Below are 13,525 nucleotides of genomic sequence, written 5' to 3' on the forward strand. Positions count from 1 at the left end.
TGTCCCAATCCTGCAGGCAGTCTCCAGACGCATGAGCCTTGTCAAAAAGTTCGCGACGGTCGCTTCCGGCACGCTGATGAGCCGTGCCCTCGGCTTCGGCCGCGAGATGCTGATGGCGGCCGCACTCGGCACCGGGCCGATTGCCGACGCCTTCAACGCTGCGTTCCAGTTTCCCAATACCTTTCGCCGGCTGTTTGCCGAAGGCGCCTTCAATGCCGCCTTCGTGCCGCTGTTCGCCAAGGAAATCGAGACCCACGGCACCGATGGCGCCAAGCGCTTTTCGGAAGAGGTGTTCGGCGTGCTGTTCACGGCGCTGCTGGCGCTGACGATGGCCATGGAACTGGCGATGCCGCTGATCGTGCGCTACCTGGTGGCGCCGGGCTTTGCCGACACGCCGGGAAAGTTCGAGATGACGGTCCGGCTTGCGACCATCATGTTTCCCTACCTGATCTGCATGTCGCTCGGCGCCATGATGGCCGGCATGCTGAATTCGCTGCGCCGCTATTTCGCCGCCGCGGTGGCGCCAGTGTTCCTCAACATCATCCTGATCGGCGTGCTCGCCTATTCCTGGCACAAGGGATCGGACGCGCGCACCGTCGGCTTCGCGTTGGCCTGGGGCGTGCTGGCGGCGGGGCTGGTGCAACTGGCGATCGTTTGGGTGGCGGTGCGCCATGCCGGCATCTCGATCGGTTTCCGCAGGCCAAAGATGACACCCAATGTCAAGCGGCTGCTGATCCTGGCGCTGCCGGCGGCAATCACCGGCGGCATCACTCAGATCAACCAGCTGATCGGCACCGCGATCGCCTCGGCGCAGGACAGTGCGGTGTCGTCGCTCGCCTATGCCGACCGTATCTACCAGCTGCCGCTCGGCGTCGTCGGCGTCGCCGTCGCCATCGTGCTTCTGCCCGAGCTGTCGCGGGCGCTGAAGTCAGGCAATCTGATCGAAGCGGCCAATCTGCAGAACCGGTCGGTGGAGTTCACCTTGTTCCTGACGTTGCCGGCGGCGGCGGCACTGCTGGTCATGTCGGAGCCGATCGTGGGGCTGGTCTACGAACGCGGGGCATTTGCCGCCAACAACTCGACGCCAATCGTGGCGGCAATCCTGGCGATCTTCGGCTTGGGTTTGCCAGCTTTTGTGCTGATCAAGGCGTTCACGCCCGGCTATTTCGCCCGCGAAGACACGCGCACGCCGATGATCTTCGCCGCCATCTCGGTGGCGGTGAACATCACCACCGCGCTGACGCTGTTTCCGCAGATGGGCGCGCCGGGCATCGCCGTCGCCTCGGCCGTCGCCGGCTGGGTCAATGCGCTGATGCTGCTCGGCGTGCTGATCCGGCGCGGTCACTGGGGCCGCGACGTACCACTCATGAGACGCATCCCACGGCTGGTGCTGTCGGCGGCGGTGATGGGGGCGGCGCTCTATTTTGCCGAGCGCTGGTTTGCCGCCCAACTGGCCTCGGGCTCACCGCTGGTCGTCAAGGCTACGACGCTTCTCGCGCTGGTTGCCGGCGGAGCGTTGCTTTATTTCGTCACCGCCTTCGCCACCGGCGGCGCCGATTTCGGCATGATTCGGCGCAATGTCAGGCGGAAGGGATCGCCGCCTGTCAATGAGCCGAACGATAGCGGCTCTGTCGACAAGCATTAGTCTTCACAGGACAGTTGGTCATAGACCGAGCGCGGCAGCGGGTTGCGCGCTTGCTCGCTAAGCTCAATCCCGAACTCGGCCCGAAGCCGTGCCGCCGTTTCCAGCGGCGTCTCACGATTGCGCCGGCGCTCCAGAGCTTCACGCATGGCAATCACAATCGCCTCGGTGATGCCGACGCCTTCGACCTTGGCGAAGGCTCGCGTCAACCTGTCCGCCTGCTCGTTGTTGATGGTGATGGTCATCCCGTTCTCATCGGACGGTACGGCGGAATTCGTTCCACTATCATACACGGAACACCGCTGCTTTCCCACGACGTTGGCCAGGCAATCGCTTGAAACAAGCCGTGGCCCAATTGTCGCTGTCGGCGCCGCCCCTCATTGCCCTGCCGGGCATTTCTCCCCGTTTTACGGGGAGAAAGTAGCTGGCCGCAATGCCGGCGGCCTTCCTGCAACGTTAGCGACCGGTGAAAGCGGGGATGACGGCGTCTTTCTCCCCGTCTCTTTACGGGGAGAAATGTCCGGCAGGACAATGAGGGGCAGCGTCGGCCTGTCAAGCCGAGCGACAAGCGCAACAAGCGCGATGCCTCAAACAGTATGGAACAAGCAATCTGGCCCGAAGCGATTTGCCCCGCCGTGCTAGCCGACAACCTCTTGATCCGCTCCCCGCTCTCGTCCATAAGCGCGCCGTCGAAAGACTTTCGCCGCGTGCGAAACGGCCCTCCACAAGCCAGGGAAACACCATGACTGACTCCAATCAGCCCGCCTTCAATCAGCCTTCGTTCAATCAGTCTGCCTTCAAGCCACTTGTCTTTTCCGGCGTCCAGCCGACCGGCAATCTGCATCTCGGCAACTATCTCGGCGCCATCAAGAAATTCGTCGCCCTGCAGGACACCTCCGATTGCATCTATTGCGTCGTCGACCTGCATTCGCTGACCGCGCAGCTTGTCCATGACGATCTCAAGGACCAGACACGCTCGATCACCGCGGCGTTTCTCGCCTCCGGCATCGACCCGAAGAAGCACATCGTCTTCAACCAGTCGCGGGTCATGCAGCACGCCGAGCTTGCCTGGATCTTCAACTGCGTGGCCCGCATCGGCTGGATGAACCGGATGACGCAGTTCAAGGACAAGGCCGGCAAGGACCGCGAGAATGCATCGCTCGGGCTGCTTGCCTATCCGAGCCTGATGGCGGCCGACATCCTCGTCTACCGCGCCACCCACGTGCCGGTCGGCGATGACCAGAAGCAGCATCTGGAGCTGACACGCGACATCGCGCAAAAATTCAACAACGACTTTTCGGACCGCATCGCCGGCATTGGCGTCGGCGTCGAGATGAAGGTCGGCGAGGAGACGGTGAACGGTTTTTTCCCGCTGACCGAGCCGATCATCGGCGGACCGGCGGCGCGCATCATGTCGCTGCGCGACGGCTCCAAGAAGATGTCGAAGTCGGACCCGTCGGATCTATCGCGCATCAATTTGACCGACGATGCCGACAGCATCTCGAAGAAGATCCGCAAGGCCAAGACTGACCCCGAGCCATTGCCAAGTGAATTGGACGGCCTTGCCGGCCGGCCGGAAGCCGAAAACCTGGTCGGCATCTATGCGGGTCTGGCCGAGATATCGAAGGAGGCGGTGCTGAAAGAGTTCGGCGGCCAGCAGTTTTCGGTGTTCAAGCCGGCGCTGGCCGACCTTGCCGTGGAAAAGCTGGCGCCGGTCGCCGGCGAGATGCGCCGCATTTCCGACGACCGCGCATATGTCGACGCGGTGCTGAGGGATGGCGGCGAACGCGCCGGCACACTGGCCGAAGCGACGATGAAGACCGTGCGCGACATCATCGGCCTGCTGCAAGGCTGATCTGCACCCAACATCGCTGCACCCGCCAGTCGCTTGCGGCCGGGCTGTGGCGGTGGCAGATTGCGACCGAAACCATCGAACAGGGTGAATATGGTCTCCAAACGCCTCAGCCGCGAAGCCGGCCATCGCCGCAAATTCCTGGCGATCATCGACGACACGCCCGAATGCGAGCGGGCCGTCGCCTACGCCTCGAAGCGCGCGCAGAGCACCAGCGGCGTGCTGGTGCTGCTCTATGTGATCGAACCGGACGATTTCCAGCATTGGCTGGGTGTCGAGAAGATCATGCGCGAGGAGGCCACCGCCACCGCGCGGGCGGCGCTTGATGCGTACGCCAACAAGGTGCGCCAAAAGCTTGGCATCGAGCCGGAACTGGTGGTGCGCGAAGGCAAGCCGACGGAAGAGATCCACAAATTGATCGAGGAAGACCAGGATATCGCCATCCTCGTGCTGGCGGCCGGCGCCGGTAAAGAGGGCCCGGGGCCATTGGTCGGCGCGGTCGCCGGCAAGGGCGCCGCCTTTCCCATCCCGGTGACGGTGGTGCCGCAGAACCTGTCGGACGAAGAGATCGACAGCCTGGCCTAAGGTATGTTGATATTCAGGTGATGCTGGACTGCGGATGGCGGTTTCCTGCGCTTCCGGTGCTCACGTACCCAAGAGTACGCTCCGCTCCGGTCCTCGGAAGCCACCCAGTCTGGTCGCTTCGCGCCCATCTTCGACTCCGACGCGGCCTGACCTGAATCTTCAACACCCTAAGCGCAAAATCCCTGGCCAGCGCAAAAATCGAAGTGCTGCAGCCCTGCACGTCCAATAAGGACGCGCGGTGCTGCAGAAGAAAATTCATTCTCTCGGGCGGCCGTTCCGGCGATGCCTTTCGCTTGAATGTCCCGCCGATAAGGCCTATTTAGAATTATTCCAAACTATCTGCCCGAATGGGCACGGAGACATCCATGTTCATCCAGACCGAATCGACGCCAAACCCGGCGACATTGAAGTTCCTGCCCGGCAAGGAAGTGCTTGTCGAAGGCACCGCCGATTTCCGCGATGCCGACAGCGCCGCTACGGCTTCGCCGCTGGCCGGCCGGCTGTTCGAGATCCCCGGCGTCACCGGCGTCTTCTTCGGCTATGATTTCATCACCGTGACCAAGGACGGGCCCGACTGGCAGCATCTGAAGCCGGCGATCCTTGGCGCCATCATGGAGCACTTCATGTCCGGCGCGCCGGTGATGGCCAAGGCCGGCCCCGCTGCCGAGACCAGCCAGACCGGCGAATTCTACGACAAGGCCGACGAGGAATTGGTCATCACCATCAAGGAACTGCTCGACACGCGGGTGCGCCCGGCCGTCGCCCAGGACGGTGGCGACATCACCTTCCGCGGCTTCGAGAACGGCACCGTGTTCCTGCACATGAAGGGCGCCTGCGCCGGCTGCCCGTCATCGACGGCGACGCTGAAGCACGGCATCCAGAACCTGCTCCGGCATTTTGTGCCGGAGGTGCAGCAGGTCGAACAGGTCTCTTAGAGACCCGGCTCAAAGAACGCCAATCCGCCTTCGCGCGATAGCCAGGGCAATCGCTTCGGGTTTGCGCCGCCAGGATCGACAACGTCTTTTGTCTGAAGCGATTGTTCTGGCCCGATAACAAAAAACCGGGCCAAAGTGCCCGGTTTTCTGTTCTGCGACGTCCATTTGTTGCCTAGACGGTCCGCGTATGAAAGTTTTTACAAGACTATCACTTTAGCGCCGACCGAGGTGCGGTCGTAAAGGTCGATAATGTCTTGATTCATCAGCCGGATGCAGCCCGACGACATCGCCTTGCCGATCGAGTTCCACTCCGGGCTGCCATGCAGCCGGTAGCCCGAATCGCCGCCCTTGTTGAACAGATACAGGGCGCGCGCGCCGAGTGGGTTGGTCAATCCCGGCTCCATGCCGCCGGCAAACTTGGCGAGCTCCGGCTGGCGCTTGATCATCGCCGAAGGCGGCGTCCAGGTCGGCCATTCGCGCTTCAGCGCGATACGGGCGGTGCCGCGCCATTCAAAACCCTCGCGGCCGACGCCGATCCCGTAACGCATCGCCTCGCCGCCGCCCATGACATAATAGAGAAACTTGTTCTGCGTATCGACGACGATGGTGCCCGGCTTTTCATCGGTGGCGTAGCTAACGACCTGCCGGCGATACTTGAACGGCACCTTTTCGATCGGAATGCGCGGCAGTTGATAGCCCGCATCGGTCATCGGGCCATAGTTGTTGGTGAATATCTGCGAGCCGATGGTGCTGCAACCAGCAATAGCCATCGACAGCGCAAGTGCGGCGACGATCGCGAATGACTTCATGCGCATGAAAAGGTCCGATGCCCCGCCCGAAATAGAGCGGCTCGAGACGGCCGCTTTGTCGCCATCATTCATGCTGGCATTTGCTTTGCTTGCCAAGCGCGCGATGCCTATATGCAGGGGCTTACATGCCGGTAAGTCCTCAACTGTGGCTTTTCGGCAACGGCGATCATAAGATTATGTAGGAAATTCAATGGGGCGGCCCGCCAAGCCGCCGCAAGTCAAGGAACTCATCATGAATGTCGGAGATGCCGCCCAGCGTTCCGGCCTGCCGGCCAAGACCATTCGCTACTATGAGCAGATCGGCCTGATCCGGCCGCAGCGCGCCGGCAACGGCTACGCGACTATTGCGGCGACGACATCCACCGGCTGACTTTCCTGCGCCGCGCGCGCAATCTCGGCTTTTCGATCGACGACTGCCGCCAGCTGATGGTGCTCTACCGGGACCGCAGCCGCGCCAGCCATGACGTGCGCGAGATCGCGGCCGGCCGCCTCCCCCGAGGTTCAACGGGATCGTAAAGTGATTTGCCGTGAAAAGCCATACCAGCCTCTTGACTCGAATCGGTTAACGAGTCCTCGCGTGGCAAGTTCCTATACGGGGGCCATTTCCATACGGCTGGGTAGTGCGACTCGCCTTCCGGGTCGGCTACGAATTGCGAATTAGCTTTTTGACCTGCTGACGGTCTTCCGGCGACCACTGCGACGGGTCTTCCCCGTGGGCGAGCTTGCCGTGCAATTCGACATGCTTCATCGCCTCTTCTTCGGTCGCGGCTGTGAACGAGGCCGGGCAGGCTTCATTGCCGGGATAGTCCTGCAACGATATGTGTAGGCCATGGCTCATTCCTCCCTTCGGCAGGATAGCACGAAATGGCCTGGATTCAGAGCGCCCGCCTTGTGGAAGGGCGAACCTTTTAGCGCTCGACCAATGCTATTACAGCCGTTGGGTTGTCAGACAGATAATCGCCTGAAGAAAACGGGTTCAAACCGTGAACAAAGTCTGGCATGGTGCTCCCATGCCAATCATCTCGCCTATCTTTTTCAACCCCCTTATCGACGGCCGTCAGTCGGAGCGCGCCATGCTCGTGCGGCGTGGCGTGCAGCGGCTGCTCAAGGAGATGGGCGCGCATGTGCTGCCCGAACTGTCACTGGCGACCGGGCGTCGCGCCGACCTCGTCGCGCTGACCCGGCAGGGTGACATCTGGATCATCGAGATCAAATCCTCGATCGAGGATTTCAGGGTCGACCGCAAATGGCCGGACTACCGGCTGCATTCGGACCGCTTCTTCTTCGCCACGCATCCCGGCGTGCCCTCGGAGATCTTTCCCGAGGAATGCGGTTTTATCCTTTCCGACGGCTATGGCGCCGAAATCCTGCGCGATGCGCCCGAGCACCGCATGGCGGCGGCGACACGCAAGGCGCTGATGCTGAGGATCGCGCGGGCCGGTGCATCGCGGCTGCTCGCGGCGGAACTCGCCGGCGTCTCGGTGCCGGCGCTGGATGGGGAGAGTGAGTAGGGTTTCAACGTCGGGCGCCTGTCCCTCACCGGCTCTGACTTCGCGGATGTCGCGCCCCCTCTCCGTCCCGGCTTCGCCGGGCCACCTCTCCCCCGCTTCGCAGGGGCGAGGAACCCAAGAGCTGCAAACCGTCTCTACTCTTCTTCCTCGTCCGCCCCATTCGCCGCCGGCGCGACCAGCAGCACGGCGGCGCCGAGGATCGCGGCGATGAAGGATCCGGCGAGGATGCCGACTTTCACCGCGTCCTGCAGCTCGACATTGCTGGCGAAGGCGAGCAGGCCGATGAACAGGCTCATGGTGAAGCCGATGCCGCAGAGCAGCGACATGCCGATCATGTGCAGCCAGCCGGCATTGACCGGCAGGTCGGCGAAGCCGAGCCGGATGGCAAGCGCGGAAGAACCGAACACGCCGACCAGCTTGCCGGCGACGAGGCCGGCGGCGACTCCCAGCGTCAGCGGCTCGACCAGGGCGGCTGCGCTCAGGCCGGCGAGCGAAACGCCGGCATTGGCGAAGCCGAAGATCGGGATGACGACGAACGGCACTATTCTGTGCAGGCCGTGCTCGAGCCGGTACAGCGGCGAATGGTCGAGATCATGGCTGATGCCGGGTGAGACTTTTAAAGGTATGGTCAGGGCCAGCGCCACGCCGGCGAGCGTGGCATGGACGCCCGATTTCAGCACCAGCACCCACAGGACGACACCGAGCAGGATGTAGGGCACCAGCGTCAGCACCTTCATGCGGTTGAGCACGATCAGCAGAGCGATGACCGCGAAGGCGGCGCCGAGATAGGCGAGCGACAGGCCGGTCGTGTAGAACACCGCGATGATGATGACCGCGCCGAGGTCGTCGATGATGGCGAGCGCGGTGAGGAATACCTTCAGCGACCCCGGCACGCGGCTGCCGAGCAGCGACAGCACGCCGAGCGCAAACGCGATGTCAGTGGCGGTCGGGATCGCCCAGCCGGACAGAGCGGCCGGGTTGTCGCGGTTGATGGCGACGTAGACAAGTGCCGGCACCAGCATGCCGCCGGCGGCGGCGATGCCAGGAAGGGCGCGCCGTGGCCAGGTCGAGAGCTGGCCATCCAGCATCTCGCGCTTGATCTCCAGGCCGACCAGCAGGAAGAACACGGCCATCAGGCCGTCATTGATCCAGTGCGATACGCTGAGCGGTCCGAGATAGGCGTGAAGGGCGTCGAAATAGGCTTCGGCCAGCGGCGAATTGGCGACGATCAGGGCCAGTGCCGCGGCTGCCATCAGGACGATGCCGCCTGCCGCCTCGCTGTCGAGGAATTCGCGAAAAATGGAGACCGGCCGTTGCTTCTGGTCCTGCATGTCGTCTCCCTCGCGTCGTCTACCCGCCGGCAGGGCCAACATCACCCGATGCGATGATGCGTAACCGCCAATGGCGGCGCAAGCCTCTATAGCGCTGCGTGTCCTTTGGGGCGCGCAAAGCACGCTGTAGCACTTTGAGTTTGCGCGTGATCCCCAGCGAAAACCGATTCCGCCATTCGCCGACACGAACCTTCGGTTCGGTCAGGCGTCAGCGCGGCGCGCGCTTGGCCAGTATCCGCTGCAGCGTGCGGCGGTGCATATTGAGCCGGCGCGCGGTCTCGGAGACGTTGCGGTCGCACATTTCGTAGACGCGCTGGATGTGCTCCCAGCGCACGCGGTCGGCCGACATCGGGTTTTCAGGCGGCGCGGCGCGTTCGCCCGCCGTGCGGGTGAGTGCGGCGAAAATGTCGTCGGCATCGGCCGGCTTCGACAGGTAGTCGATGGCCCCCAGCTTCACCGCCGTCACTGCGGTGGCGATGTTGCCGTAGCCGGTGAGGATGATGGCGCGGGCGTCGTCGCGCTTCTCGCGGATGGCGGCAACGACGTCGAGACCGTTGCCGTCGGCGAGCCGCATGTCGACCACGGCATAGGCGGGCGGGTTGGCGCGCGCCTTGGCCACCGCCTCCTCGACGCTCTCGGCGGTTTCGACCACGAAACCCCTGGTTTCCATGGCGCGGGCAAGGCGCGTGAGGAACGGCTTGTCGTCGTCGACGATCAGCAGCGAGGTGTCCTCGCCTTCAACCATTGCGCCAATCGTTTCGTCGCCGTTCATCGTCTTCTAAATTCCTGCTGCCCGATTTTTACGCAGATATAGTTTTGGAGCGCTATTGTCCAATTCAAGCCGTGTCAAACATGGTGGCCGAAGCCGATTCAGGGTTGAGGAAGACGCTGCGCGGCCACGATATCTGCACGACGGCGCCCTCGCCCGGTTCGTTGGAATTGCGGAAATCGAGCGTGGCCCCCGAGCGTTCAAGCAAGGTCTTGGCGATGAAAAGCCCCAGTCCGAGGCCGCCGCCAGCCTCGGTGCCCTGGCGCGTCGACATATAGGGCTCGCCGATGCGGTCGATGATTTCGGGAGGGAAACCCGGTCCGTCGTCGGTGATCGAGAAGGTGACGGCGGCCTCGTTCCAGCTCCAGCGCACGGTGACGCTCTTACGGGCAAAGTCGACGGCATTCTCGACCAGATTGCCGAGGCCGTAGATGACGCCGGGATTGCGCCGCCCGACCGGTTCGGGGCCGATGCGCTCGCCAGGGCGAAGCTTGATCGAGATGCCGAAATCGCGGTGCGGGGCCGTCATCTCCTCGACCAGCGAAGTTAGCGGCATGCGGGAGAGATGCGCCTCGCCCTCGGAAGACAGGCTGGTCAGGCGCTTGAGGATTTCGCGGCAACGCTCACTCTGCGAGCGCAGCAGCGTCACGTCCTCGCCGTATTTCGGATCGTTGCGGAGCGCCTTCTCCATCTCCTTGGCGACAAGCGTGATGGTGGCAAGCGGCGTGCCCAGCTCATGCGCGGCGGCGGCGGCAAGACCGTCCAGTGCCGACAAATGCTGCTCGCGCTGCAGCACCAGCTCGGTGGCGGCAAGCGCGTTGGCGAGCAGCCGGGCTTCCTCGGCGACGCGGAAGGCATAGATCGCGGTGAAGGCGATCGAGGAAAACACCGCCATCCACATGCCGGCGACATAAATGAACGGCATCTCCAGCGGCGCGCCCTCGTACCAGGGCAGCGGCAGATGGAAGAACACCAGCAGGCTCGCCGCCACCATCACCAGCGCGCCGAGGATGGCGGTCAGGCGCAGCGGCAGCGACGTCGCCGAGATGACCACGGGCACGGTGACCAGCACTGAAAACGGATTGGTGAGGCCGCCCGTCAGGTAGAGCAGGCCGGCAAGCTGCAGGCTGTCGATGGTCAGGATAGCGAAAGCCGGCAGCGGGGTCAGCCGATGCGCCGCCGGATAGCGGAAGGTCAGCAACAGGTTCATCCAGGCAGAACAGGCGATCAGCGCGAAGCAGGGACTGACGGGCAGCGGGAACTTCAGCCCATAGGCAACGACGATAACCGCCAGGCTCTGGCCCACGATGGCAAGCCAGCGCAGCCTGATCAGCGTGTTAAGGCGCAGCCGCTGGCTTTGCTGGAAGTCGGGCGCCCGCAGGATGTTTATCATGGCCAAGGATTTATAGCCGGAAAAGGGTAAAGGCTAGGTCCCCCGCGGTTTGGCGCGGCTGGTGGCTGTGGCGAGAAGCGGGTTCTCCGGCCAGACGTGCTTTGGGTAACGACCACGCATGTCGGCCCGCACATCGGCCCAGGAGCCGCGCCAGAAACCGGGCAGGTCGCGGGTCGTCTGGATCGGCCGGTGCGCCGGCGATAAAAGCTCGAGCGTCAGCGGCACGGTGCCATTGGCGATCGCGGGATGCCGGTCGAGACCGAACAACTCCTGGACGCGGATCGCCAGCACCGGCCACTCGCCATCATAGCGGATCGGCACGCGGCTGCCGGACGGAGCGTCGAAATGGGTCGGCGCCAGTGCCTCGATCCTGCGCTGGAGATCGTGCGGCACCAATGCCATAAGGCCGGCCGAAAGCACGCCCGGATCGATCGCCGCAAAGGACGCCGCGCCGGAGAGATACGGCAGCAGCCAGTCGTCGAGGCTATCGTCGAGCGCGGCGTCGGAAACATCGGGCCAGGGCGGGCCGAGGCCGCGATGCAGCCAGCCGAGCCGTTGACGCAGCGTTTCAGCCTCCTTGCCCCACGGCAAAAGCGACAGCCCGTGTTGGCGCAAGGCGTCGAGGATGGCGCGATCCGCCTCAGTGCCGGCCGGCGGCGGCAGCATACGTTCGGACAGCGTGATGGCGCCGAGGCGAACGGTTTCGCGCACGCGTACCGCGCGCCTGTCGCGGTCGAAGCTGGTTTCGCGGCTTGTCTCGATTTTTTGCGCAAGCGTAGCGCGAATGTCGGTCTCATCTATCGCCGCTGCTGCCGTGATGCGGGCGTTCTGCGCCTTGCCCTGCAGATCGGCGACGACGAGCCAGGCCGCGCCCGCCAGCGGGTCGGCGGCGTCGAGCATGGCGCCCGAACCGTTGGCCAGCACGAAACGGCCGCGCCCGCCGCGCGCCTTGGCGACGCGATCCGGCCAGGCATGGATGAGGAGCGCGCCGACCCTACCCACCCCCTCGAGGGGAGGGTCGATCCGCGAAGCGGAGCGGGGTGGGGTCGGATCGGGCACGCCATCGGCGATCCCACCCCGCCTCCCTCGCTTCGCTGCGCTCAACTCGCTCGCCGACCCTCCCCTCGAGGGGGAGGCTGAGGCCTGTTTCGCCAATCGCTCGGCGAGCTGCCGCGCGGCGGTGGCGCGCGGCGATCTTTCGGATCGGAACCGCATCAGCCGCCGTTCGAGGTCGGCGCCATCGCCGCCAAGGCCACGCTCGGTGAGCAGCACGGCGAGCATGGCCGCTTCGAACGCCTGGCCGGTCTTTGCCGCGTCGGCGACCATGTGGGCCAGCCGCACCGGCAGCGCCAGCCTGCGCATCGCAGCACCCGATTCCGTCAGGCGCCCTGCCTCGTCGATGGCGTCGAGCGCACGAAGCAGCGACCTTGCCTCGTTGAGTGCTGGGGCCGGCGGCGGATCGAGGAACGAAAGGCTCACCGGGTCGACGACACCGAAGGCGGCGCAATCGAGCATCAACCCCGACAGATCGGCTTCGAGGATTTCCGGCGGGGTGAAGGCGGGAAGCGCCGCCGTCTGCTCTGCCCGCCACAGCCGGATGGCGACGCCTGGCTGCGTGCGCCCGGCGCGGCCGGCGCGCTGGTCGGCCGAGGCTTTGCTGACCCGCACCGTCTCCAGCCGCGTCAGGCCGCTGGCCGGTTCGTAGCGCGGCAGGCGCGACAGGCCGGAATCGATGACAACGCGCACGCCGTCGATGGTGATCGAGGTCTCGGCGATCGAGGTCGCCAGCACCACCTTGCGGCGGCCGGACGGCGCCGGCTTGATCGCGGCGTCCTGCGCCTTGTTGTCGAGCATGCCGTAGAGCGGCACGATATCGGTGTCGGCACTGACGCGGCCTTGCAGCCGCTCGGCGGTGCGCTCGATCTCGCGCTGGCCGGGCAGGAAAGCGAGCACGCTGCCGCTCTCATCGGCAAGGGCCGTGCGGATCGCCTTGGCCATGGCGTCTTCGATGGCGATGCCGGCCGGCCGCTCGTCGTAGCGGATGTCGACGGGAAAGGCGCGGCCTTCGCTCTCGATCACCGGGGCGCCGGAAAGCAGCCGCGAGACGCGCCCGCCGTCAAGCGTCGCCGACATGACCAGCAATCGCAGCTCGGGCCTCAGCGCACCTTGCACGTCGAGCGCCAGCGCCAGCCCGAAATCGCCGTCGAGCGAACGCTCATGGAACTCGTCGAAGAATACCGCCGAGACACCGGGCAACTCCGGATCGTCGAGGATCATCCGCGACAGCACGCCTTCTGTCACGACGAGGATTTTGGTCCTCGCAGAAGTGCGGTTTTCCATGCGCATGGCGTAGCCGACTGTTTCGCCGGGTTCCTCGCCGAGCAGTTCGGCCATGCGGCGGGCGGCAGCGCGGGCGGCGAGCCGGCGCGGCTCGAGCAGAATGATCTTTCCCGTGCCGAGCCATGGCGCGTCGAGCAGCGCCAGCGGCACCAGCGTCGTCTTGCCGGCGCCGGGCGGCGCCACCAGCACGGCGCTGTTGCCTTGGCCGAGCGCTCCGCTGAGCGCCGGCAGCACGGCGGAGACCGGAAGCTCCGGCAAGGGTTTTCTGGTCATTGTTCCAAGGATGCATCCATCCAATTGCGGCGGATCCGCAGCGCCCGCATATCAGCGGTGGCGGCCGCCGCGCAACCGGGGGCGG

Annotated in this window: 12 protein-coding genes and 1 pseudogene; 6 read left to right on the forward strand and 7 right to left on the reverse strand. The window is 64.6% G+C overall.

Annotated features, from left to right (window positions below; translation table 11 throughout):
• The first annotated feature begins 31 nt into the window (after window positions 1–31).
• A complete protein-coding gene (murJ, locus tag ACWTU8_RS12740; RefSeq protein WP_455848459.1) occupies window positions 32–1,645 on the forward strand; it encodes a murein biosynthesis integral membrane protein MurJ in 1,614 nt (537 codons plus the stop codon).
• On the opposite strand, the gene ACWTU8_RS12745 is transcribed toward murJ, so the two are convergent.
• The gene (locus ACWTU8_RS12745; RefSeq protein WP_455848460.1) at window positions 1,642–1,887 is read right to left on the reverse strand and encodes a type II toxin-antitoxin system VapB family antitoxin; all 246 of its coding nucleotides are present in this window, start codon (window positions 1,885–1,887) and stop codon (window positions 1,642–1,644) included. The genes murJ and ACWTU8_RS12745 overlap by 4 nt on opposite strands.
• 497 nt (window positions 1,888–2,384) lie before the next feature.
• On the opposite strand from ACWTU8_RS12745, the gene trpS reads away from it, so the two are divergent.
• From trpS to ACWTU8_RS12760, 3 genes are all read left to right on the forward strand, one after another.
• Window positions 2,385–3,497 carry a tryptophan--tRNA ligase gene (gene trpS, locus ACWTU8_RS12750; RefSeq protein WP_455848461.1) on the forward strand — a complete coding sequence of 371 codons (1,113 nt, stop codon included), beginning with the start codon at window positions 2,385–2,387 and terminating at the stop codon, window positions 3,495–3,497.
• A gap of 90 nt (window positions 3,498–3,587) precedes the next feature.
• Window positions 3,588–4,079 (forward strand): universal stress protein, encoded by a 492-nt coding sequence (locus ACWTU8_RS12755; protein WP_029347740.1) that lies wholly within the window; start codon window positions 3,588–3,590, stop codon window positions 4,077–4,079.
• A gap of 365 nt (window positions 4,080–4,444) precedes the next feature.
• Complete coding sequence (locus ACWTU8_RS12760; protein ID WP_029347737.1) at window positions 4,445–5,014, forward strand: NifU family protein; 570 nt, start codon at window positions 4,445–4,447, stop codon at window positions 5,012–5,014.
• Between the two features lie 197 nt (window positions 5,015–5,211).
• Here the strand turns inward: ACWTU8_RS12760 and ACWTU8_RS12765 are convergent, their stop codons facing one another.
• Window positions 5,212–5,829 (reverse strand): L,D-transpeptidase, encoded by a 618-nt coding sequence (locus ACWTU8_RS12765; protein WP_455848462.1) that lies wholly within the window; start codon window positions 5,827–5,829, stop codon window positions 5,212–5,214.
• Window positions 5,830–6,103: 274 nt separating this feature from the next.
• Between ACWTU8_RS12765 and ACWTU8_RS12770 the strand changes: the two are divergent.
• Window positions 6,104–6,336, forward strand: a pseudogene (locus ACWTU8_RS12770) (hypothetical protein); the annotation flags it as partial.
• 130 nt (window positions 6,337–6,466) lie between these two features.
• On the opposite strand, the gene ACWTU8_RS12775 reads toward ACWTU8_RS12770, so the two are convergent.
• Complete coding sequence (locus tag ACWTU8_RS12775) at window positions 6,467–6,661, reverse strand: DUF1059 domain-containing protein (protein WP_455848463.1); 195 nt, start codon at window positions 6,659–6,661, stop codon at window positions 6,467–6,469.
• 172 nt (window positions 6,662–6,833) lie between these two features.
• Here ACWTU8_RS12775 and ACWTU8_RS12780 point away from each other — a divergent pair, with 172 nt between their 5' ends.
• The gene (locus tag ACWTU8_RS12780) at window positions 6,834–7,334 is read left to right on the forward strand and encodes an MmcB family DNA repair protein (RefSeq protein WP_455848464.1); all 501 of its coding nucleotides are present in this window, start codon (window positions 6,834–6,836) and stop codon (window positions 7,332–7,334) included.
• A 134-nt stretch (window positions 7,335–7,468) separates the two neighbouring features.
• On the opposite strand, the gene nhaA is transcribed toward ACWTU8_RS12780, so the two are convergent.
• From nhaA to hrpB, 4 genes are all read right to left on the reverse strand, one after another.
• Window positions 7,469–8,665: a Na+/H+ antiporter NhaA gene (gene nhaA, locus ACWTU8_RS12785; RefSeq protein WP_455848465.1), complete on the reverse strand. Its 1,197-nt coding sequence runs from the start codon at window positions 8,663–8,665 to the stop codon at window positions 7,469–7,471.
• A 208-nt stretch (window positions 8,666–8,873) separates the two neighbouring features.
• A complete protein-coding gene (locus tag ACWTU8_RS12790) occupies window positions 8,874–9,437 on the reverse strand; it encodes an ActR/PrrA/RegA family redox response regulator transcription factor (protein WP_082982096.1) in 564 nt (187 codons plus the stop codon).
• 64 nt (window positions 9,438–9,501) lie between these two features.
• Entirely contained in the window at window positions 9,502–10,827 is a 1,326-nt protein-coding gene (locus ACWTU8_RS12795) for an ActS/PrrB/RegB family redox-sensitive histidine kinase (protein WP_455849043.1), read from the reverse strand.
• Window positions 10,828–10,860: 33 nt separating this feature from the next.
• Window positions 10,861–13,440 carry an ATP-dependent helicase HrpB gene (gene hrpB, locus ACWTU8_RS12800; RefSeq protein WP_455848466.1) on the reverse strand — a complete coding sequence of 860 codons (2,580 nt, stop codon included), beginning with the start codon at window positions 13,438–13,440 and terminating at the stop codon, window positions 10,861–10,863.
• Window positions 13,441–13,525 lie beyond the last annotated feature (85 nt).

Source organism: Mesorhizobium sp. BHbdii, assembly GCF_053848045.1.